The following is a 21,289-nucleotide window of genomic DNA, read 5'->3' on the forward strand; positions in this document are numbered from 1 at the left end:
AGGAGAGCAGTACCCGTGATGCGCACGCACGAGGCCGGGACGCTCCGCGCCGAGCACGCCGGGCAGTCCGTCACCCTGACCGGGTGGGTGGCCCGCAGGCGCGATCACGGTGGCGTCATCTTCATCGACTTCCGCGACGCCTCGGGTGTGGCCCAGGTGGTCTTCCGCGAGGGCGAGATGGCCGAGCGCGCCCACCGGCTGCGCGCCGAGTTCGTCGTCAAGGTCGTCGGTGACGTGACCCGCCGTCCGGAGGGCAGCGAGAACCCCGACCTGCCCACCGGCGAGATCGAGGTCTACGCCACCGAGCTGGAGGTCCTCAACGAGGCCGCCCCGCTGCCCTTCCAGCTCGACGAGCACCTGGAGGTCGGTGAGGAGGCCCGGCTCAAGCACCGCTACCTCGACCTGCGCCGCTCCGGCCCGGCCAAGGCGATGCGGCTGCGCAGCGAGGCCAACCGGATCGCCCGCGAGGTGCTGCACGCGGAGAAGTTCGTCGAGGTCGAGACCCCGACCCTGACCCGCTCCACGCCCGAGGGCGCGCGCGACTTCCTGGTGCCCGCCCGGCTGCGGCCCGGCTCCTGGTACGCGCTGCCCCAGTCGCCCCAGCTGTTCAAGCAGCTGCTGATGGTCGGCGGCCTGGAGCGGTACTACCAGATCGCCCGCTGCTACCGCGACGAGGACTTCCGCGCCGACCGGCAGCCGGAGTTCACCCAGCTCGACATCGAGATGAGCTTCGTCGAGCAGGACGACGTGATCGCGCTGGGCGAGAAGATCATCACCGCGCTGTGGCGCGACCTGGCGGGCCACGACATCCCCCGGCCCTTCCGGCGCATCTCCTACGCCGAGGCGATGGCCAAGTACGGCACCGACAAGCCGGACCTGCGCTTCGGCCTGGAGCTGACCGAGCTGACCGAGTACTTCTCCGACACCCCCTTCCGGGTGTTCCAGGCCCCGTACGTGGGCGCGGTGGTCATGCCCGGCGGCGCCTCCCAGCCCCGCCGCACGCTCGACGCCTGGCAGGAGTGGGCCAAGCAGCGCGGCGCCAAGGGCCTGGCCTACGTGCTGATCGGTGAGGACGGCACGCTCACCGGCCCGGTCGCCAAGAACATCTCCGAAGCCGAGCGGGAGGGCCTGGCCAAGGCCGTCGGCGCCAACCCCGGCGACTGCGTCTTCTTCGGCGCGGGCGAGCCCGACGACGCCCGCGCGCTGCTGGGCGCGGCCCGCAACGAGATCGCCCAGCGCGTCGGTCTGATCGACGAGGACGCCTGGTCGTTCGTGTGGGTCGTGGACTTCCCCATGTTCGAGGCGGTCGACAAGATCGGCGACGACGTGGCTGTGGGCAGCGGCAAGTGGACCGCGCTGCACCACGCCTTCACCTCGCCCACCCCGGAGTGGGTCGACCGCTTCGAGACCGACCCCGGCAACGCGCTGGCCTACGCCTACGACATCGTCTGCAACGGCAACGAGATCGGCGGCGGCTCGATCCGTATCCACCGCGCCGACGTGCAGCAGCGGGCGTTCCAGGTCATGGGCATCACGCCGGAGGAGGCGCAGGAGAAGTTCGGCTTCCTGCTCGACGCCTTCAAGTACGGGGCCCCGCCGCACGGCGGCATCGCGTTCGGCTGGGACCGGATCACCATGCTGCTGGCGGGCGCGGACTCGATCCGCGAGGTCATCGCCTTCCCCAAGAGCGGCGGCGGCTACGACCCGCTGACCGCCGCGCCCGCGCCGATCACCGCGCAGCAGCGCAAGGAGGCGGGCGTGGACGCCAAGCCCGCCCAGAAGCAGGCCCAGTAGCCCGGCGTGCTGCACCTGCGCGTGATCAGCCCGGTCGGGTCCACCGACCAGGTGCTGGCCGCGCTCAGGGCCGACCCCGGCGTCACGCACGTGGTGCTGCTGCGCGGCGCCGGGATCGACCCGGCCGGTGACGTGCTCCAGGCGGACGTGGCCAGGGAGGCCGCCGACGGAGTGGTGGCCTCCCTGTGCGCGCTGGGCGTGGACCGCGTCGGTGGCGTGGCGCTGGAGCAGGTCGACACCTCGGTCTCCGACGCCGCCGACCGGGCCGAGGAGGCCGCGCCCGGTGAGGCGGCCGACGCGGTGGTGTGGGAGGAGCTGGTCGCCCGCACCGGCGAGGAGTCCCGGCTCAACGCCACGTTCCTGGCGTTCCTGTCCATCGCCTGCCTGCTCGCCGGGGTCGCCGTGGTGACCGACTCGACGATCACCCTGGTCGGCGCGATGGTGGTGGGCCCGGAGTTCGGGCCGCTGGCCGCGCTCGCGGTGGGCCTGGTGCTGCGCCGCCGGGACCTGGTGCGGCGGGCGGCGGTGGCGCTGGCCGTCGGCTTCCCGGCGGCCATGCTGGTCACCGCGGGCGGCGCGCTGCTGGGCGCGGCGACCGGCCTGTTCCGGCGCGACGAGGTGCTGGCCGGGGACGAGCTGGACTTCGTGTTCCAGGTGGGGCCGTTCTCGCTGATCGTGGCTTTGCTGGCGGGCGCGGCCGGGATGCTGTCGATGACCTCGGCCAAGTCCGCGGCGCTGGTGGGCGTGTTCATCTCGGTCACCACGGTGCCCGCCGCCGGGTACGCCGCCATCGGCGCGGTCCTGGGGGAGTGGGGCATCTGCGCCAGGTCCGCGGCCCAGCTGGCGGTGAACCTGGTGGGCGTCGTGACCGCGGCGGCACTGGTGCTCGCGCTGCGCAACCGCCGCGCCCCCGTCCGGGACACGGGTAGACCCCTGTCCGACGGGTAGCCCCGGACGGGGTGATTCCGTTATCAACGAGTGGTGGTTCCGGCGACGTCCGCCGATTACCGTCACGGTGCCCGGACGGGTTCTGTCAGCTCGCACTGGCCGGTGGCCACCGGGAGTAGGGTCGGAGGGGATGAGCTTGCAGAGCACCGCTGGCCTCTCGGACATGGACGACGACGCCCCCTCCGACCTGCGGGACGCGGTGCTCGCCGCCGAAGCCGTGCTCAGCGGCCGGTTCGGCGCGCCGGTGCGGCTGGCCGACCCCGAGGACCTCGGGGGCGCGGGCCGGTCGGTGGTGGTGCGCGTGCGGGTCGCGGCCACGCCGTTCTCGCTGCCCCGCACGCTGGTGGTCAAGCGCTACCCCTCGCCGATCGCCGACCGCGACCCGTTCGCACACGAGGCGGTCAGCCACAAGCTGCTGACCGCGCTGCCCTCGGAGGAGCGGCTGACCCCGGAGCTGGTGGCGCAGGACAACCGCAAGCGGCTGGTGGTGCTGGAGGACCTGGGCAAGGCGCCCCGGCTGGCGGAGAAGCTGCTCGGCTCGGACGCGCGGGCGGCCGAGCGCGGGCTGCTGTCCTGGGCGCACGCCATGGGCAGGCTGCACGCCACCACGGCGGGCCGCGACGCCGACTTCGACGCGCTGATGCGCCGCCAGGGCAGCCAGTGCTGCGCCGACCCGGTGGCGGTGGACGTGCACGTGGCGCTGGCGGGACTGCCCGGCCTGCTGGAAGAGGTGCTCGGGGTGGAGACCCCGCCCGCCGTGCGCGAGTTCGCCGACCAGGCGGTGCGCGGGTTCGTCACCTCGCGGCGGCGCGCGTTCAGCCCGTCCACCTCCTGCCCGGACAACCACCTGGTGACCAGTCGGGGCGTGCGGTTCCTGGACTTCGAGGGCGGCTGCGTGCGCGACATCGTGTTCGACGCGGCCTGCCTGCGCGTGCCGTTCCCGTCCTGCTGGTGCGCCTACGGGTTGCCGCCGGGGATGTCGGAGGCGATGGTCGCGGCGTGGCGGGCCGAGGTCAGCTCGGTGTGGCCGGACCTGGACGACGACGCGGTGTTCCTGCCCCGGCTGCTGGAGGCGCAGCTGCTGTGGCTGTGGTTGAGCACCTGGCGCGGCCTGCCGAACCTGAGCTCGTCGGCGCGGCAGACCAGCGGCCACCGCCCGCTGGACTCGCCGCCGCGCAGCACGGTGCTGACCTCGCGGTGGGCGCGGATGCGATCCGAGGCGCTGGCGCTGGGGGCCAAGCAGGTCGCCGCGCACGCCGAAGAGGTGCTGATCGCGCTGGTGGCGCGGTTCGGCGAGCAGGCGGCCGAGCTGCCGCTGTACCCGGCCTTCCGGTAGCGCCCGGCCGGTGGTGTCCGGACGATGGCGCGCGGACGTGCGAGGCGGCGGCCGCGCGGGCTGTGCAGCGACCACCGCCTCTTCGAGAAAGCTCAGCTCAACTTGTAGACGCTTCGGCCCCCTATGGAGGTTGCTTCGAAGTTCTCCGCGACCCAGGTCGCGATCTCGCCCCCGCTCCCGCGCCCGCCGCCCATGCCGTCACCCTGGACGAAGTAGCCGACGCGCCCTTCGGCCACGTACCGCTGGAACTCCTCCAGCGTGGGCGCCGGGTCGCCGCCGCTCCAGCCGCCGATGCCGATGACCGCCTTGCCACTGCTCAGCGCCAGGCTCGCGGCGCCCTGCGCGCTGGTGGTGGCCGCCGCCCAGGTGCCGGTGGTCTCGCGCAGGGCGCTGACCAGCGCCGCCGACGTCGAGCCCGCGGCGCCGGACCCAGCGCCGAACCCAGCGCCGAACCCGCCGCCCGCGCCTGCCGTGCCCGAGATGGCGTGATCCCCCGGACCCGACATCGGGATCGAGCCCGCGTGCGGGGTCGCCGCGGTGGCCACGCCGTAGGCACCCGTGCCGAGCGCGGCGGTGACCAGCGCCAGCGCCGCGACGCGGCGCGCGCCCACCACGATGGCGGTGCTGACCAGGACCGTCGGCACCAGCAGCGACCAGCGCAGCGCGGGCAGCCAGTCGGCCACCCGGTCGAGCAGCGCGAAGCCCCAGAACCCGGTCGCGGCGACCATCAGCGCCAGCGCGATCCGGGCGGGCGGGTGCGCGCGGCCCCGCCACAGCTCGCGGCCCGCGATGGCCACCAGCGCGGCGATCGCCGGGGCGAGCGCGACGGTGTAGTAGGGGTGGGCGGTGCCGTTCATGAAGCTGAACACCACACCGGAGACCAGCAGCCAGCCGCCCCACAGCAGCAACGCGGCCCGCGTGCGGTCGGTGCGCGGCGCGTTGCGGGTGAACCACAGCCCCGCACCCAGACCGATCAGCGCCGCGGGCAGCAGCCAGGAGATCTCCCCGCCCATGCTCGCGCCGAAGAGCCTGCCCAGTCCGGTGCTGCCGCCGAAGCCGATGTTGCCGCCCATGCCGCCGCCCGCGTTGCCCTGGCCGCCGAAGATGCGGCCGAGGCCGTTGTAGCCGACGGCCAGCTCCCACAGCGAGTCGTCGGCCGAACCGCCGATGTAGGGACGGGACTGGGCGGGCCACAGCTCCACCAGCACCAGGAACCAGCCCGCCGACACCACGACCGCCGCCCCCGCCGCGAGCACGTGCAGCCAGCGCTTGACCAGCGTGGTCGGCGCGGCCAGCAGGTACACCCCGGCCAGCGCGGGCAGCACCAGCAACGCCTGCCCCATCTTGGTCAGGAACGCGAACCCGATCGCCACGCCCGCCAGCACCAGCCAGCGCACCCGCGCGTGCTCCAGCGCGCGGACCGCGCAGTAGGCGGCGGCCACGAGCAGCAGCACCAGCAGCGCGTCGGGCAGGTTGAACCGGAACATCAGCACCGCGACCGGCGTGAGCGCCAGCGCCGCGCCCGCCATCAGGCCCGCGACCGCGCCGGAGGTGCGCTTGACCGTGGCGTGCAGCAGCCACACCGCCAGCACCCCCTCGACGGCCTGCGGCGCCAGCACCGTCCAGCTGGAGAACCCGAAGACCCTGGCGAACAGGCCGCTGACCCACAGGAAGACCGGCGGCTTGTCCACGGTGATCACACCGCCCGCGTCCAGTCCGCCGAACAGCCACGCCGTCCAGCTCTGCGCGCCCGCCTGGGTGGCCGCGGCGTAGTACTCGTTGCCCCACGTGGAGTCGGTGAGGTTCCACAGGTAGAGGGCGGCCGTGCCGACCAGCAGGGCGAACAGGGCGGGAGTGGTCCACCACTGCGGGTCGCGCCGCCGGTGCGCGCCGCCCTCGGCGGGCGGGATGTCGGTGGCGGACCCGTCGGCGGTCAGGGTGGTCATGAGGTGGTCTCCTGGGAGGGACGGGTGCGGAAGAGCCGGTTGCGCGGCAACGGGGACCGCACGACGGTGGCGAGCAGGTCGGCCGTGACGGCGGTGGTCGGCTGGGCCGCCCGTCGCCCGCCGGACCGCTGCGCAGGCACCAGCCGGTGTCCCCGATCACGGGGGCGGGAGTCGGGTGCTCGGTGCGTCATGCCTGTGCCCGCGCTGTGAGGTCGTAGACGGCCAGGCCGTCGACAGTGGTGGCGGTGAAGTTCTCCTCGACCCAGGCGACGATGCGCTCGGCGGCGTCACTGCCGCTGTCGCCGGACATGCCCATGCCGCCCAGGAAGTAGTGGATGCGTCCTTCTTGGACGTACCGCTGGAACCGCTCCAACGTGGGGGCGGGGTCGGTGCCGTTGAAGCCGCCCACCGCCACCACCGGCACCCCGCTGGCGAGCTGGTAGCCCGCTGCGTTGTTGGACCCGACCGCCGCGGCCGCCCAGGTGTGGGCACCGCTGTCTGCTCGCAGGAGGGACACCAGCTCCTCGCCGGGCGTGGGCGCGTTGAGCAGGGTGCCCATGCGCATGGCCGGAGCGCCGCCGACGCCGCCGGCCCCGTTGAGGCCGGCGGGGAGCATGCGGGTGCCACCGCCATCCCGACCCGCCCGCACAGGACCCGCGGACGGGATCGCGCCGGAGTGCGGTGTGGCGGCGGTGGCCACCGAGTACGCGCCGGGACCGAGCAGCGCCGCGACCAGCGCGACCGGCACCACGACCACGGCCGGGGCCACAGTGGACAGGAACAGCCCCACGGCGGCGAGCAGACCGAGCACCAGCACGGTGACCGCGAGCCCGGTGGACCAGTCGAGCAGCAGCAGGTAGCACTGCAACGCCGCCACCGCGAGCGCACCGGAAAGCGCAGCCGCCGCAACGGGTTCCCGCCTGCGCCGCCACAGCGCCACCGCCCCGGTGCCGGTGATCGCGCCGATCGCCGGGGCCAGCGCGACGGTGTAGTAGGCGTGGATGATGCCGTTCATGAAGCTGAACACCACGGCGGTGACCAGCAGCCAGCCGCCCCACAGGAGCAATCCCGCGCGGTCCCGCTCGCGGCCCGCCCACCAGCCCGCCACCAGCAGCACCACGGCGGTCGGCAACAGCCAGGCGATCTGACCGCCCATCTCGGGACCGAGGAGCCTGTCCCACCCCGTTGAGCCCCAGCCGCCGCCACCGCCGACGCTGCCCACCTCCTCGCCGGTGAGGCGGCCCAGGCCGTTGTATCCGAGGGCGAGTTCCAGCACGCTGTTGGTCTGCGAACCGCCGATGTGGGGCCGCTGGTCCGCTGGGACCAGCTCGACGGCCAGCACCCACCAGCCCCCGGCCACCACCACCGCGCCGAGCGCGCCGGACAGGTGCAGGACCTTCCTGCGGGTGGTCGTGGGCGCGGCGACCAGGTAGACCAGGACGAGCGCGGGCAGCACCAGGAACGCCTGCATCATCTTGGCCAGGAAGCCGAAACCCACCGCCACCCCGGCAAGCGCCAACCACCCGCCACTGCCCGCCTCGGTCGCCCGGACCGCGCAGTAGGCGGCGGTGATGAGCAGCAGCACCAGCAGCGCGTCGGGGTTGTTGAAGCGGAACATCAGCGCGGCGGCGGGCGTGAGCGCCAGCACCGTCCCCGCGATCAAGCCCGCGGCCTCACCGCTGGTGCGCTTCACCGCCGCGTGCAGCAGGCCCACGCCGGCCACGCCCATGAGGGCTTGGGGGACGAGGATGCTCCACGCGTTCACCCCGAACAGGCGCGCGGACAGGCCCATGACCCACACCGCGGCGGGGGTCTTGTCGACCGTGATCGAGCTCGCGGCGTCGGTGGAGCCGAAGAACCACGCCTTCCAGCTCTGCGCGCCCGCCTGCGCCGCGGCGGAGTAGTAGGCGTTGGCCCAGCCGGAATCGCCGAGGCGCCACAGGTAGAGGACGGCGGTGCCGGTGAGCAACAGCAGCAGGGGTAGTCGCGCTCGCATGGCGACCACGGTGCCGAGCCCACCTTGGCGCCCCTTGTGCCTTGCCTGTGAGCCACCTGTGCCTGGATCGGAGTGCCGCTGGGCGTGCCCGCGGGACTGGCGGGCGAACCGTGAACTTCGGTGAGCGCGGCTGCGCGGCTCACTTGCGGCGCTGGTGCAGGTCCTTCGGGTCGAAGGTGACCGACACGGCCCCGGTCACGGCGACTTGGCCTGCCTCGCCGGGGTTCAGTACGGCGACTTCGGAGTAAACGCCGTCGTGCAACTGGTAGCAGTAGACCGTCGGGCCGTCCGCTTCGTCCAGCTCTACGCGCCAGTAGGCGGGCACCCCCGCCGAGGCGAAAGCGGCGGGTTTCTCCAACCGGTCGGTCTTCTTGGTTGACGGGCTGACCACCTCGGCAACCAGGGCCACGGTGTCGACGCCCACCGTGGTGGTCTCCACCCGTTCGGTGGAAACCACCACGTCGGAGATATAGGCCAGCCCTTCGCGGACGCGGACGCCGGTGGCGGTAAGTGCTTCCATGCCCTCGGGGGCAACCGCGTCGTCGAGCAGTCGGCACAGCCGGTCGGCCACCCGCTGGTGCTTGGCCGAGGGGGCGGCGTTCACGACGAAACGCCCGTCGACGAGTTCCACCCGGTGGCCTTCGACGGGCTCAAGGCTCTCCCAATCGTCCAGCGTGTAGCCATCCAGACGCCGTGCTGTGGTCACAGCCATCGCCCCTTGTCCGGCTTCCAGTGCTCCGGTGCCCGGTATCCCACGCGCGCCTGCTTTCACCGCTGCACGTCCAGGGCGGGCAGGCGGACGGTGAAGGTGGTGGCGCCGGGACGGCTGTCGACCTCGACGGTGCCGTCGTGCGCGGCGACCACGGCGGCCACGATGGACAGGCCAAGGCCGGTGCCGCCCGCCGCACGGGACCGCGAGGAGTCGCCGCGGGCGAACCGCTCGAAGATCTCCGGCCGCAGCCCAGCCGGGATGCCGGGGCCGTCGTCGGTCACGGTCAGCACCACGGCACCGCCGCGCGGCGGTGCCAGGCAGGTCGTCACGGTCGTGCCGGGTGGGGTGTGCACCCGCGCGTTGGTCAACAGGTTCAGCAGCACCTGGTGCAGCCGGTCGGCGTCCCCGCGCACCGACACCGCCTCCGGCGGCAGCTCCAGCCGCCAGTCGTGGTCGGGGCCCGCGATCCGCGCGTCGCTGACGGTGTCCACGACCAGTCGCGACAGGTCCACCCCGGCCCGGTCCAGCGGCCGACCGGCGTCCAGCCTGGCCAGCAGCAGCAGGTCCTCCACCAGGGATGTCATCCGCACCGCCTCGGACTCCACCCGCCGCATGGCGTGCGCGACCTCCGGCGGCACCTCGTCCCGGCCGCGCCGGGTCAGCTCCGCGTAGCCGCGGATCGCGGCCAGCGGGGTGCGCAGCTCGTGGCTGGCGTCGGCGACGAACTGCCGCACGCGGGTCTCGCTGGCGTGCCGCGCCGCCAGCGCGTTGCCGATGTGCCCGAGCATCCGGTTCAGCGCCGAGCCGACCTGCCCCACCTCGGTGCGCGGGTCGGTGTCCTGCTCGGGCACGCGCTCGGCCAGCGCGACCTCGCCGCGGTCCAGCGGCAGCTCGGCCACCCTGGTGGCCGTGGCGGCGACCCGCTCCAGCGGTTCCAGGGTGCGCCGGGTGATCAGCGCGCCCGCGAGGCTCACCGCGATCAGCCCGGCCAGCGCCACCCCGCCCAGGATGAGCCCCATGCGCACCACGGTGGCGTCCACCTCGTCCAGCGGCAGACCGGTGACCAGCACCTCGCCGCGCGGGTTGGTGGTGGCCACCAGCCGGTAGCCGCCCAGGCCGTCCAGCGTCAGGGTGTGCGGCTCGCCGTCCACCGGGATCGCCATCACCTGCGCCCGCTGCCGCGCGGTCAGCGGCTCGCGCTCGCCCGCCACGGGGGTGAGCCTGCCCGCGTCGACCACGCCGCCGCGCGCCACCACCAGCAGCGTGCCCGGTCCGAAGCCGGGCCGGTCCAGCGGCCGGGCACTGCCGGGCAGCTCCGGCATCGGCGCCCGCTCGACCCGCCCCGCCGTGTTGACCAGCTGCTCGTCCAGCTGGTGGACCAGGAAGTCGCGCAGCGCGAAACCGGTGACCACGCCGATGATCACCGACACCAGCGACAGCAGCACCACCTGCTCCACGACCAGCCTCGTGCGCAGCGGCCAGCGGCTGGGCGACCAGCGGTCACGGCGCGGGCTTGAGGACATACCCGGCACCCCGCATCGTGTGGATCATCGGTGCGCGGCCCACGTCGATCTTCTTGCGCAGGTATGAGATGTAGAGCTCGACGATGTTGGCCTGGCCGCCGAAGTCGTAGCTCCACACCCGGTCCAGGATCTGCGCCTTGCTCAGCACGCGCTTGGGGTTGCGCATGAGGAAGCGCAGCAGCTCGAACTCGGTGGCGGTCAGCTCGACGGCGTCCCCGCCCCGGCGCACCTCCCTGGTCTCCTCGTCCAGCACCAGATCGCCGACCACCAGCTCGGTGCCCGCGCCTGACTCGGTCACGCCGGTGCGGCGCAGCAGGCCGCGCAGCCGCAGCACCACCTCCTCCAGGCTGAACGGCTTGGTCACGTAGTCGTCGCCGCCCGCGGTCAGCCCGGCGATGCGGTCCTCGACGGCGTCCTTCGCGGTCAGGAACAGCACCGGCAGGCCCGGCGCGTCCGCCCGCATCCGGCGCAGCACCTCCAGGCCGTCGAAGTCGGGCAGCATGATGTCCAGCACGACCGCGTCCGGGCGGAACTCGCGGGCGGCGCGCACGGCGCTCGCCCCGTCCGGCGCGGTGCGCACGTCCCACCGCTCCATCCGCAGGGCCATGGACATCAGCTCGGCCAGGGTGGGCTCGTCGTCGACGACGAGGACCCGCACCGGGCTGCCGTCCGGGCGGCGCAGTTCGGGGGAGTTCCCCGCGGTGGTCACTGGGCGCACCTCCGAATCGTCACGCGGACCGATGAGCGAACCCTGTGGCGATCCTGTGTAACACCTGTGAACCGGAATCGCCCGACGCACAGGTGACGCCCAAAGCTCCCACAGCCCACGCACAGCTTCCCCGGCCACGCTGTGCCCATGACTGACAACACCGAGAACCCGATCTGGGGCGAGGAACCCGCCCCGCGTCAGTCCCCGGCGCCCGAGGGCAACGGCTGGTCCGGCCGCAAGACGCTGGCGGCGGTCGCGGTCGCCGTGGGCATCGCCGCGGCGGGTGGCGGGGTGATCTGGGCCGCGGGTGGGACCGACGCCCAGATGGGCGGTCCGCGCGGTTACGGCATGATCGGCGGTCCGGGGCTGCGCCAGATGGGGCCCCTGTTCGGGGACACCCAGCACGGGGAGTTCCAGGTCGGCGAGGTCACCGAGGTCAGCGACTCGTCCATCTCGGTGCGCAGCGCCGACGGCTACACCAAGACCTACACCGTCGACTCGGAGACCCTCATCGGGGCGATGGGCGGGGAGCCGATGCGCGACCGGGACATCAGCGACATCGCCAAGGGCGACACCGTCACCGTCGTCGCCTCCACCGACGACAGCGGCAAGAGCACCGCCGAAGCGATCACCGAGCGGGACGCCTCGGGGCACCAGCGGCGTGGCGGGCCGTGGAACGGGCAGCAGGCGCCGCCGACGCGGTAGAACTGGCGCATGACCCGACTGGCGCTCTCGGCACTGCTGGCCTGCCTCGCCGCGCTGGGCGTGGCGACCCCCGCGTTCGCGCACACCCGGCTCGTCTCCAGCGACCCGGCCGACGGGTCGCGGGCCGCGCAGGTGCCCCGGCAGCTGACGCTGACCTTCAGCGAACCGGTGCCCGCCGAGAGCGCCCAGGTCCAGGTCACCGGCCCGGACAACCGGGCGTGGGGCACCACGGAGGTGGTGGCGCGGGGGACGGCGCTGGTCGTGTCGGTCGACCCCGGTCCCGCCGCCGCGGGCCAGCACCGGGTGAGCTGGCGGGTGGAGTCGCTGGACGGCGACTTCGTCAGCGGCGCCATCGGCTTCACGCTGGACGCGCCCGCCGCCCAACCCGGCATCACCACCCCGACGCCGCCTCCCACCGGCACGACCGGTGCCGCCGTTCCGACGGAGACCACCGGTGCCACGACGGCCTCCGGCGACAGCGCGGCCACCACGACCAGCAGCGCCACCGGCGCGACCACCAGCAGCGTTCCCACGTCGACCGTCGACGACGAGGGCGGCTCGTCGGTGCTGCTGTGGACCCTGGTCGGGCTGGGGGCGCTCGTGGCGGCGGCGGTCGTGGTGGCGCTGGTCCGGCGCAAGCGCGAGGACCGACCTCAGGGGGACACCGGGTCGGCCGAATAGCCCGTTCGTCAACGGTCAATGACTACCGTGCCGGGCATGACCGGAACCCCTCTGCACCGTCGTGCCCTGCTCGCGGGCGGCGCGGCCGGTGTGCTCGCCGCCGCCGGATTCCGCCCGGCGACGGCCTCCGCCGCCCCCGCGACCGAGTCGCGGCGGACGTTCACCCTGACCGTCCTGGGCACCACCGACCTGCACGGCAACGTCTTCAACTGGGACTACTACGCCGACCGGGAGTTCGACGACTCCGGGCGCAACGACGTGGGCCTGGCCAAGATCTCCACCCTGGTCCAGGCGGTGCGGGAGGAGCGCGGCGCGCACCGCGTGCTGCTGCTGGACGCCGGTGACACCATCCAGGGCACCCCGCTGGCCTACTACTACGCCAAGGTCGAGCCGATCGGCGGGCGTCGCGTGCACCCGATGGCCGCGGCCATGAACGCCATCGGCTACGACGCCGCGGCGCTGGGCAACCACGAGTTCAACTACGGCATCCCCCTGCTGCGCCAGTTCGAGAAGCAGCTGGACTTCCCGCTGCTGGCGGCGAACGCGCTGGACGCGGCCACCGGCAGGCCCGCGTTCCGGCCGTACGTGATCAAGACCGTGTGGCGCACCGGGGGACCTCCGCTGCGGGTGGGCGTGCTGGGCCTGACCAACCCCGGCATCGCCGTCTGGGACAAGGCCAACGTCGAGGGGCGGATGACCTTCCCCGGCCTGCTGGAGCAGGCCCGCGAGTGGGTGCCCGCGGTGCGCCGGGCGGGTGCCGACCTGGTCGTGGTGGCCGCGCACTCCGGCGCGGACCTGTCGTCCTCGCTGGGCGATCAGCTGCCGTTCCCGGAGAACTGCGCCGCGCTGGTGGCCGAGGAGGTGCCCGGCATCGACGCGATCCTGGTCGGCCACGCCCACCAGGAGATCGCGCAGCGGTTCGTCACCAACAAGGCCACCGGCAGGCAGGTGCTGCTGACCGAGCCGCTGTTCTGGGGCAAGCGGCTGAGCCTGGTGGAGTTCGACCTGGAGTGGGCCCCGCGCGGCGGGTGGCGGCTGCGGGCGTCCCGGTCGCAGGTGCTCAACAGCAACACCGTGCCCGAGGACCCGCGGGTGGTGCGGCTGCTGCGCGGCGACCACGACAAGGTCGTCGCCTACGTCAACTCCAAGGTCGGCACCTGCAAGGCGACCATGTCCGGGGCCAACGCCCGGTACGAGGACACCGCCGCGCTGGACTTCATCAACCACGTGCAGGCCGCCAAGCTCAAGGAGTCGCTGGGGGAGGGGTTGCCGGTGCTGTCGCTGGCCTCCCCGTTCAACCGGGCCGCGGCGATCCCGGCCGGGGACGTGTCCGTGCGCGACGTGGCCGGTCTCTACACCTTCGACAACACCCTGTACGGGGTGCGGCTGACCGGCGCGCAGATCAAGGACTACCTGGAGCGCTCGGCGAGCTACTTCCAGCAGGTCACCGGCCCCGGTCCGCACGCGCCCGACGCGCTGACCAACGCCAACGGCACGCCGGACTACCTCTACGACGTGCTGGCGGGCCTGGACGCGCCGCTGACCTACGACATCGACATCGCCCGACCGGTGGGCAGCCGGATCGCGAACCTGGCCTACGGCGGCGCGCCGGTCGCGGCCGACCAGGCGTTCGCGGTGGCGGTGAACAACTACCGCCAGTCCGGCGGCGGGAACTTCCCGCACATCGCGGGCGCGCCGGTGCTGCACAACCAGCAGTTGGAGATCCGGCAGCTGCTCATCGAGTGGGTCCGGGCGCGGGGCGAGATCGACCCGGCCGCGTTCTCCTCCACCGACTGGCGGCTGGTGGCGGACGGGCAGCCGGTGGTCTTCGGGTGAGCATCCCCGACATCGTCAAGCCGGGGTTGGCCGTGCTGTTCTGCGGCATCAACCCCGGCTTGATGTCCGAGGCCAAGGGGCAGCACTTCGCGCGGCCGGGCAACCGGTTCTGGCCCGCGCTGCACCTGTCCGGGTTCACGCCGCGCCTGCTCAAGCCGTCCGAGCAGGAGGAGCTGCTCGACTACGGACTCGGCATCACCAACCTGGTCGCCCGCCCGACCGCCAAGGCCGACGAGCTGACCGCCGAGGAGCTGCGCGAGGGCGGCGCGGTGCTGACCGAACTGGCCCGCGCGCAGCGGCCGTCGGTGGTGGCCGTCGTCGGCATCACCGCCTACCGGACGGCGTTCGGGCGCAAGGACGCCAAGGTGGGGCCGCAGGTCGAGCGGATCGCCGAGTCGCGGCTGTGGGTGCTGCCCAACCCCAGCGGCCTCAACGCCCACTACTCGTTGCGGGACCTGGCTGAGGTCTTCGCCGCCCTGCGCGCCGAGGTCGCGCCTGCAAGTACCACCCGCACCCCGCCGGAGGGCAGCTGACCACTACCCGGCCCGGCGCCGCTCGACAGCACCGCGCTACTCGAGACCCCGGCAGACGGGGTCAGGGGGCCAGTTCCGCACCACCTGAACCATGATGTGCGGCCACTGCTCGGTGGCGTCGGACAAGTGTGCGAGTTGGCCGCGCAGGACGTCGTAGCCGCCGACAGGTCTTGTCAAGGCGCCTTCACCGACGACGAACCACATCCGGGGTGGGGCCGCTCTCGCCGGGAGTCGTTGCCGTTCGAGCCGGAAGTCGACGCGATCCTGGCAGGCATGGCGGCGGAGGACGCAGGCTGACCGCACTCGTCGGGTAGTAGTTGGCGGTGGGCGGTGGTGGGACGGGTAGTACTTGCCGACGCGGGTCAGAGGCGGCGGAGACCCGCGAGGACTCGTTCGAGCAGGGGGAGGTCGGGGCCGCCGGGCGCGGCGGCGTTGTCGTGCACGGCCATCACGCCCATCGCGATGAGGTCGCCCAGCAGGACTTTGGTCACGCCCAGCGGCATGGATAACAGCGCGGACACCTCGGCCACCGAGCGGGGCGCCGACGCGCACACCTCCACGATGGAACGCTGCTCCGCGCTGGTGTCGCGCATGGCGGTGGTGATGCCGTTGGTCTCCAGCGACACCAGCGTCTCCAGCCGCAGGTCGTAGCGGGTCGTGGTGCGGCCACCGGTCCGGGCGTACGGGCGCACCAGCGAGTGGGGCGGCTCCGGCTCGGGTTCCGGTTCGGGTTCCGGTTCGGGGTCCAGTTCGACGGGGGGCATCACGTCGAGGGGGTCGTCGGCGAACGGGTCGGTGAAGGGGGCGGTCTGCTCCGCCTGCCCCACCGGCTCCACCCGCTCCTCCGACTCCAGGCTGCGCCGCAGCGCCGCCGAGCCGAACCGGGCGCCGGTGGCGCCGACCTCGCCGCGTAACGAGCGCCGCGGTTTGGCGGTCTTGGGCGGTGGTTCCTCCTGCGGAGGTTCCTGGTCCAGGCTGCGACGCAGGGCGGGGGAGCCGAACCGGGCACCGGTGGCACCCACCTCGCCCCGCGAGGATCGGCGGCGCTTGCGCCCGCCGGTCGGCTGGGAGTCCGAACTGGCTGTGCCCACGCCCTGAGAAGGTAACCGGCCCCACGGATGTTTCGTGTCAGTTGCGTTTCAACCTCGTGCATTCCCTGTTACCGGACTCGGTCGCGCGGCCGGAACCGGGTCGGGCGATGATGGTGCGATGCGCATCCGCGAGGTGGAGATCGCCGACGACATGATCAGGTTGGGCCAGTTCCTCAAGCTGGCCGGTCTGGCCGAGCACGGGGTGCACGCCAGGGAACTGGTGGAGGCGGGCGAGGTGACCGTCAACGGGCGCGTGGAGAACCGCCGCGGGGCGCAGCTGCACCACGGCGACGTGGTGGCCGTGAGCGGGGAGAAGGCCAGGGTGGTCTCCGCCGCCGGCGGGCGTTGACCGTCGGGCGGGCTGTCGGGCGGTGCCCGTGCGGCGGGTTGATCGGCATCACCACGGTGGGGACCGAGCGCATCAGCGGCGGGACGACCCACGGCAGTCGCGGCGACCAACACCGGTGAGGTATCCCGGATGCTGTCCGCGTGAATGCGGACCGGTAGTCCTCTGACGCGGCGGGAAACCCTGTGGAGTCCGGATTTTCGCCGCGTGGGATACCTCTGACAGCGCCGCTTGCCTGCCGTGGGTCGATGCGCATCCCACCGTCCTGTCAGGTCCATAATGGACGGGTCGTGGTGTGCGCAGGCGCGATGCGCGACCACGGGCGGGCGAGGTGAAATCCCTTCCAGGCCGCTGGGGCGGCGCGGGGTTCAGGCCAGGCCGCAGATCGAACTCGCGCGGTCCTGCGTGTGCGCGCCCAATTTCTCGGGGTTGCCGTACGGGCCCGCCTTGACCAGTGGGGCCTTGCAGTTGGCGTCTTTGTACAGCCCCATGAGCTGACCGCTCCGGTTCCACACGGCCGATGCCTTGTCGTTGAACCAGCCGGGGAGGTTGACGCGCGTGTTCCCGTTCGGGTTGGACACCCGGTAGAGCGCTCCGCCGCCGTCGCGGTGCTCGAACAGGCAGTAGCTGCCGTGCGGACACCTGTCCCACGTGGCCTCGGCGTTCGCCGGAGCGGTCAGCACCCCCAGCGCGATGACCGCGCCGGACAGCGCGCTTCCGACCTTCACCAGCACCCTCTTCCGGGACGAGGACGTGACTTGGGAACTCATGAGCGACCGACCTTTCCGTCAGGGAACGTGAACGCATTCCGCACCTGTCTGCCGGTGACGGCGGCTGCTCGCCCACTCGCTGCTGATCAGCGCGGAATGGCGCTTGTGGACGCCGCACCGGTTCGGTTGTGCGCTCAGCGTTCCGCTTCCGGCGGGGAGCGGTCCCTCGACGGTCGCGCGGCTCGTGCCCGCCGTCGCGTCCGCGTCCTCACCTCGTGCTCACGGCCGGGTGGCTACCCCGTCGTCCGCCGCTCCGGGGCGGTGTGGGCCAGGACCACGGCGGCCTTCGCGGCGTCGAGGAAGCGCAGGCCCATGAAGTTGTCGCCCGCGTTGAACCCCGGCAGCGCCCAGATCTCCTCGTAGGGCATCCGGACCGGCCAGTACCGCAGCAGGGAGTACGCGTTGCTCCACAGGCACGTGCCGGGGGCCGGGTTCCACAGGCGCTGCGCGAACGCCGGGTTGCGGAAGGAGTGGCCGACCTCGCCGATCGCCAACACGTGCTTCTGCCCGGTCATCAGCACGACGTCACCCGTGGTCACCGTGTCCATCCGCTTGTCGTGCTTGGCCGTCGCGCCCCAGAACCGCGCCCGCCCGCCGGGGTGCAGCTCGTCGAGCCGGGCAAGGTCCGCGGGGTCGAGCAGGTCGGCGTGGTCCCGGAACCGCGCCTCCGCGTCAAGGGTGTCCGCCCAGTGCCTGCGCGTCTCGCGGGTGCCGTAGGAGGGCTGGATGAAGACCTGCGTCATCGGACCGGGATCAGCCCGCCGCGCTCGTCGGCCGCTCGGGGGCCGAAGACGCGCCGGTCGGCTTCGGTGATCGGGAAGTCGTTGATGCTGGCCTCGCGGCGGCGCATCAGCCCGTCGGCGGTGAACTCCCACAGCTCGTTGCCGTAGCTGCGCCACCACTGGCCGCTCGCGTCGCGGCACTCGTACTGGAAGCGCACGGCGATCCGGTCGCCGCTGAACGACCACAGCTCCTTGCGCAGCGCGTAGTCCAGTTCGCGCTCCCACTTGCGGCGCAGGAACTCCACGATCTCGGCGCGGCCGGTGATGAACTGGTCGCGGTTGCGCCACACCGAGTCCTCGGTGTAGGCCAGCGCCACCCGCTCCGGGTCGCGCGTGTTCCACGCGTCCTCGGCAGCCTGCACCTTCTGCGCGGCGGTTTCCTCGGTGAACGGGGGGAAGGGCGGTCGCGCCACCGGGCGCCTCCTCACTGGAGAACGTGCGTTCTCCGGACTGCTACTGTAGAGAACGCGCGTTCTCGACACCAGGGGAGTGGCCATGGATCACCGGACCCGGCTGCTCGACGCCGCCGAGCGGCTGTTCTACGAACGCGGTGTGCGGGCCGTGGGGGTGGACGAGGTCCGCGCCGCCTCGGGCGTCCCGCTCAAGCGCCTCTACCAGTGCTTCCCCTCCAAGGAGGAGCTCGTCGTCGCCTACCTGCGGCGTCGTGACCAGCGGTGGCGCGCCTCGCTGGCCGAGTCGGTCGCCCGGCGCGACGACCGCGTGCCCGCGGTGTTCGACTGGCTGGAGAACTGGTTCCGGGAGCCGGGCTTCCGGGGGTGCGCCTTCGTCAACTCCTTCGGCGAGCTGGGTGCCACCTCCGACGCCGTGGCGCGGACCGCCAAGGAGCACAAGGACGCCCTCCGGCACTACCTCGTCGACCTGGTGCGCGGGTTCGCCGCAGACCCCGAGGAGCTGGGCGAACAGCTGCTGCTCCTGGTCGAGGGCGCCATCACCTCCGCGGCGGTCCGCGGCGACTTCGGGGCCGCCCGCCGCGCCCGCGAGGTGGCCGAGATCCTGCTCGCCCGCGCCGGGGGGTGAGTAGTCTTACTCCCCGCCGAAGACGTGGAACTCGTCGTCTTGCGGCGAACCGCTCCCGAACACATCTAGTGTGGATGCCGTGCAGCCACTGCCTCCCAACGCCCCGCAGCGGGTAGGTGACTACGCGCTGCTCGCCGCGCTGGGCCGCGGCGCGATGGGGTCGGTCTACCTGGCCCGCTCCCGAGGCGGCCGTCCCATCGCGGTGAAGGTCGCCAAGCCCGAGCTGGCCGACAGCCCCCAGTTCCGCGAGCGCTTCCGCCGCGAGGTGGAGATGGCCCGGCTGGTGGGCGGCTTCTGGACGGCCACCGTGGTCGACGCCGACCCGGACGCCGAGCGGCCGTGGATGGCCACCGAGTACGTGGCGGGCCCCACCCTCCAGCAGGCCGTCGAGCAGTTCGGGCCGCTGCCGGAGCGGGCCGTGCGGCGGCTCGCGGGCGGGCTGGCCGAAGCGCTGGTCGCCATCCACGGCGCCGGGCTGGTGCACCGCGACCTCAAGCCGTCGAACGTGCTGCTGGCCGACGACGGGCCGAGGGTGATCGACTTCGGCATCGCCCGCGCGCTGGAGCACTCCGCGCTGACCGAGGCCGGGACCGTGTTCGGCACGCCGGGCTACCTCTCGCCCGAGCAGGTCGTCGGGGCCGAGGTCGGACCGCAGAGCGACGTCTTCGCGCTGGGCTCGGTGCTGGTCTACGCCGCCACCGGGACCGGCCCGTTCGGCGAGGGCGCCACGTCCGCGCTGGTCTACCGGGTGGTGCACCAGGAGCCGGACCTGTCCCGCGTGCCGCCGGGCCTGGTGCCGCTGATCGTCCCCTGCCTGGTGCGCGAGCCGTCCCACCGACCCACCCCCGCCCGGCTGCTGGAGCTGGTGGGCCCGCCGCAGTCGGACGGCGCGTGGCTGCCCGCGCGCATCCGGACGCTGGTCGAGCAGCGGCACACCGAGCTGCGGGAGCTGCCCGCCAAGCCGCCGACGCGGGTGATGGTGCGGGACCGCCCGCCCACGGCCGCGTTCGTGCCGCCCGTCGCGCCGGTGGCCAAGCCGGTGGCGAGCGCACCGGTGAAGCAGGTGCCGGTGAAGCAGGTGCCGGTGACGCGGGTGCCGGGGCGGGAGGACGTCGTCCGGCCCGCCGGGGTGCGCTTCAAGACCTCCCGCGTGGTCGGGCTGAGCTGGACGCTGGTCAACGGGTTCGCGGCGCTGCTGTCCGCGGCGATCGCCCACGACTCCTCCGGGGTCGGGGCGCCGCTGCGCCTGCTGGCGTTCCTGGCGTTCCTGGTCTTCGCCGCGATGACGCTGCGGCTGGCGGTGGGGGTGCTGAGCACGCCGCTGTCGCTGGAGGTCGGGCCGGACGGGATCGTGCTGTCCAACGGCGAGCGGACGCGCAGGCTGCCCTGGTACGCCATCGAGCGGGTGCGCGTGGAATCGCATCGCGGCAGGCCGTGGCTGAAGGTGTGGCTGGTCGGCGCGGCCGAGAAGCCCGAGACGCTGGGACGCGGCAGCTTCCAGCCCCACAAGGGCGGGTTGCGGGTCTACCCGATCTCGCACGAGCGCTACCGCAAGCGGCGTGAGCGGGACGTGGTCGAGCTGCGGTCGGCGCTGGCCTGGTACGGCTCCGCGGTCTACGACCCGCGCTGACCCTCCCACCGGTGCGCGGGCAAGTACCACCCGAGGTGCCCGTGCGGGCCGCTGACCACCACCCGGCGTTCCGAACGCGCGACTCGCGCGGGGTCAGCGACCGCTGAACAGCGCCTTGCCCGGCCCGTCGGTCAGGAACGAGCGCACCCCGCCGCGCAGGTCCTCGGTGTCGAACAGCTCCGCGGCGATCCCGGTGACGTGCGCGGTCGCCTCGGCCACCCCGCCGCTCTCGAAGTGCGCCAGCACGCGCTTGGTCGCCGCGTGCGCCCTGGTCGGGCCCGCCGCCAGGTCCTGGGTGAAGCGCAGCGCCGCGTCGTCGAAGCCCTCGTGCGGCAGCACCCGGTTGACCACGTTCCAGCGCTCCAGCTCCGCCGCGCCGTAGCGCTCGCCGGTCATCACCAGCTCCTTGGCGCGGCCCACGCCCGCCCGCGCCGCCAGCCGCTGCGTGCCGCCCATGGTCGGGGTCAGCCCGATGACCCGCTCCACCAGCCCGAAGGAGGCCCGTTCCGAGGCCAGCAGCACGTCGCACGCCAGCGCCACCTCGAAGGCCCAGGTCAGGCACAGGCCGTGGGCGGCGAAGACGGTGGGGAAGGGCAGTTCGGCGATCCGCTCCGGCAGGTCGAGCATGTCGTCGAACAGCGCCTTGGCCTCGTCGGCGTCGCGCTGCGCGGCGAACAGGTTGACGTCCACGCCGCCGCTGACCACCCGGCCCTCGGCCCGCACCAGCAGGGCCCGCGCGGGCCGCTCGGCCAGGTCGTCGACCGCCGCGCCGAGCAGGTCCTGCAACTCGGCGGTGTAGAGGTTGAGCGGGGGCGCGTCGACGGTGAGCACGGCCAGGCCGGCGGCGTCCCGCTCCACGCGGACCAGTTGGTCAACCACGGGCGGGGACTTTACACGCGCCCGCGGCGGTGAA

At 73.2% G+C, this 21,289-nt stretch carries 22 protein-coding genes; 10 read left to right on the forward strand and 12 right to left on the reverse strand.

What is annotated here, in order from left to right; translation table 11 throughout:
* The first annotated feature begins 15 nt into the window (after positions 1-15).
* From aspS to IEZ00_RS25315, 3 genes are all read left to right on the forward strand, one after another.
* Positions 16-1,794, forward strand: coding sequence for an aspartate--tRNA ligase (aspS, locus tag IEZ00_RS25305; RefSeq protein WP_189225829.1), 1,779 nt, complete (start codon positions 16-18; stop codon positions 1,792-1,794).
* A 6-nt stretch (positions 1,795-1,800) separates the two neighbouring features.
* A complete protein-coding gene (locus IEZ00_RS25310; RefSeq protein ID WP_189225830.1) occupies positions 1,801-2,742 on the forward strand; it encodes a DUF389 domain-containing protein in 942 nt (313 codons plus the stop codon).
* A gap of 130 nt (positions 2,743-2,872) precedes the next feature.
* Positions 2,873-4,078, forward strand: coding sequence for a hypothetical protein (locus IEZ00_RS25315; protein WP_189225831.1), 1,206 nt, complete (start codon positions 2,873-2,875; stop codon positions 4,076-4,078).
* Positions 4,079-4,170: 92 nt separating this feature from the next.
* Here IEZ00_RS25315 and IEZ00_RS25320 read toward each other — a convergent pair whose 3' ends face one another.
* The 6 genes from IEZ00_RS25320 to IEZ00_RS25340 form a co-directional block, all read right to left on the reverse strand.
* Positions 4,171-6,024 carry a glycosyltransferase family 39 protein gene (locus tag IEZ00_RS25320; protein ID WP_189225832.1) on the reverse strand — a complete coding sequence of 618 codons (1,854 nt, stop codon included), beginning with the start codon at positions 6,022-6,024 and terminating at the stop codon, positions 4,171-4,173.
* A complete protein-coding gene (locus IEZ00_RS37105; RefSeq protein ID WP_209617194.1) occupies positions 6,021-6,164 on the reverse strand; it encodes a hypothetical protein in 144 nt (47 codons plus the stop codon). Before IEZ00_RS37105 ends, IEZ00_RS25320 begins: the two co-directional genes overlap by 4 nt.
* 47 nt (positions 6,165-6,211) lie before the next feature.
* Positions 6,212-8,020, reverse strand: coding sequence for a glycosyltransferase family 39 protein (locus IEZ00_RS25325; protein WP_189225833.1), 1,809 nt, complete (start codon positions 8,018-8,020; stop codon positions 6,212-6,214).
* A gap of 139 nt (positions 8,021-8,159) precedes the next feature.
* On the reverse strand, positions 8,160-8,726 hold the full coding sequence (locus IEZ00_RS25330; RefSeq protein WP_189225834.1) for a Uma2 family endonuclease: 567 nt from the start codon (positions 8,724-8,726) through the stop codon (positions 8,160-8,162).
* A gap of 62 nt (positions 8,727-8,788) precedes the next feature.
* Positions 8,789-10,255, reverse strand: coding sequence for a sensor histidine kinase (locus IEZ00_RS25335; RefSeq protein ID WP_189225835.1), 1,467 nt, complete (start codon positions 10,253-10,255; stop codon positions 8,789-8,791).
* Positions 10,233-10,964 (reverse strand): response regulator transcription factor, encoded by a 732-nt coding sequence (locus IEZ00_RS25340; protein WP_276530108.1) that lies wholly within the window; start codon positions 10,962-10,964, stop codon positions 10,233-10,235. The genes IEZ00_RS25335 and IEZ00_RS25340 overlap by 23 nt, the downstream gene beginning before the upstream one ends.
* Positions 10,965-11,111: 147 nt before the next feature.
* Between IEZ00_RS25340 and IEZ00_RS25345 the strand changes: the two genes are divergently transcribed.
* The 4 genes from IEZ00_RS25345 to mug are packed head-to-tail and all read left to right on the forward strand — an operon-like array spanning position 11,112 to position 14,719.
* A complete protein-coding gene (locus IEZ00_RS25345; protein WP_189225836.1) occupies positions 11,112-11,669 on the forward strand; it encodes a hypothetical protein in 558 nt (185 codons plus the stop codon).
* A 9-nt stretch (positions 11,670-11,678) separates the two neighbouring features.
* A complete protein-coding gene (locus tag IEZ00_RS25350; protein ID WP_189225837.1) occupies positions 11,679-12,350 on the forward strand; it encodes a copper resistance CopC family protein in 672 nt (223 codons plus the stop codon).
* A 36-nt stretch (positions 12,351-12,386) separates the two neighbouring features.
* The gene (locus tag IEZ00_RS25355; RefSeq protein ID WP_189225838.1) at positions 12,387-14,186 is read left to right on the forward strand and encodes a bifunctional metallophosphatase/5'-nucleotidase; all 1,800 of its coding nucleotides are present in this window, start codon (positions 12,387-12,389) and stop codon (positions 14,184-14,186) included.
* Positions 14,183-14,719: a G/U mismatch-specific DNA glycosylase gene (mug, locus tag IEZ00_RS25360; protein WP_229796071.1), complete on the forward strand. Its 537-nt coding sequence runs from the start codon at positions 14,183-14,185 to the stop codon at positions 14,717-14,719. Before IEZ00_RS25355 ends, mug begins: the two co-directional genes overlap by 4 nt.
* Positions 14,720-14,755: 36 nt before the next feature.
* Here mug and IEZ00_RS37110 read toward each other — a convergent pair whose 3' ends face one another.
* Complete coding sequence (locus tag IEZ00_RS37110; protein WP_229796072.1) at positions 14,756-15,022, reverse strand: Scr1 family TA system antitoxin-like transcriptional regulator; 267 nt, start codon at positions 15,020-15,022, stop codon at positions 14,756-14,758.
* A gap of 59 nt (positions 15,023-15,081) precedes the next feature.
* Positions 15,082-15,810, reverse strand: a complete 729-nt coding sequence (locus tag IEZ00_RS25365) for a DUF742 domain-containing protein (protein ID WP_189225839.1) — start codon at positions 15,808-15,810, stop codon at positions 15,082-15,084.
* Positions 15,811-15,928: 118 nt separating this feature from the next.
* Between IEZ00_RS25365 and IEZ00_RS25370 the strand changes: the two genes are divergently transcribed.
* A complete protein-coding gene (locus IEZ00_RS25370) occupies positions 15,929-16,159 on the forward strand; it encodes an RNA-binding S4 domain-containing protein (protein ID WP_189225840.1) in 231 nt (76 codons plus the stop codon).
* A 365-nt stretch (positions 16,160-16,524) separates the two neighbouring features.
* On the opposite strand, the gene IEZ00_RS25375 is transcribed toward IEZ00_RS25370, so the two are convergent.
* From IEZ00_RS25375 to IEZ00_RS25385, 3 genes are all read right to left on the reverse strand, one after another.
* Complete coding sequence (locus tag IEZ00_RS25375) at positions 16,525-16,926, reverse strand: peptidase inhibitor family I36 protein (RefSeq protein ID WP_189225841.1); 402 nt, start codon at positions 16,924-16,926, stop codon at positions 16,525-16,527.
* A 233-nt stretch (positions 16,927-17,159) separates the two neighbouring features.
* Complete coding sequence (locus tag IEZ00_RS25380) at positions 17,160-17,669, reverse strand: hypothetical protein (RefSeq protein WP_189225842.1); 510 nt, start codon at positions 17,667-17,669, stop codon at positions 17,160-17,162.
* Positions 17,666-18,121 (reverse strand): nuclear transport factor 2 family protein, encoded by a 456-nt coding sequence (locus tag IEZ00_RS25385; protein ID WP_229796073.1) that lies wholly within the window; start codon positions 18,119-18,121, stop codon positions 17,666-17,668. Before IEZ00_RS25385 ends, IEZ00_RS25380 begins: the two co-directional genes overlap by 4 nt.
* 82 nt (positions 18,122-18,203) lie before the next feature.
* Between IEZ00_RS25385 and IEZ00_RS25390 the strand changes: the two genes are divergently transcribed.
* Together IEZ00_RS25390 and IEZ00_RS37845 are read left to right on the forward strand one after the other, a co-directional pair.
* On the forward strand, positions 18,204-18,746 hold the full coding sequence (locus tag IEZ00_RS25390) for a TetR/AcrR family transcriptional regulator (protein WP_189225844.1): 543 nt from the start codon (positions 18,204-18,206) through the stop codon (positions 18,744-18,746).
* A 79-nt stretch (positions 18,747-18,825) separates the two neighbouring features.
* Positions 18,826-20,376 (forward strand): serine/threonine-protein kinase, encoded by a 1,551-nt coding sequence (locus IEZ00_RS37845; protein ID WP_189225845.1) that lies wholly within the window; start codon positions 18,826-18,828, stop codon positions 20,374-20,376.
* Between the two features lie 93 nt (positions 20,377-20,469).
* Here IEZ00_RS37845 and IEZ00_RS25400 read toward each other — a convergent pair whose 3' ends face one another.
* Positions 20,470-21,255, reverse strand: coding sequence for an enoyl-CoA hydratase/isomerase family protein (locus tag IEZ00_RS25400; protein ID WP_189225846.1), 786 nt, complete (start codon positions 21,253-21,255; stop codon positions 20,470-20,472).
* Positions 21,256-21,289: the final 34 nt, after the last annotated feature.

Origin of the sequence: Saccharothrix coeruleofusca (genome assembly GCF_014648515.1) — a bacterium.
Classification (GTDB): domain Bacteria; phylum Actinomycetota; class Actinomycetes; order Mycobacteriales; family Pseudonocardiaceae; genus Actinosynnema; species Actinosynnema coeruleofuscum.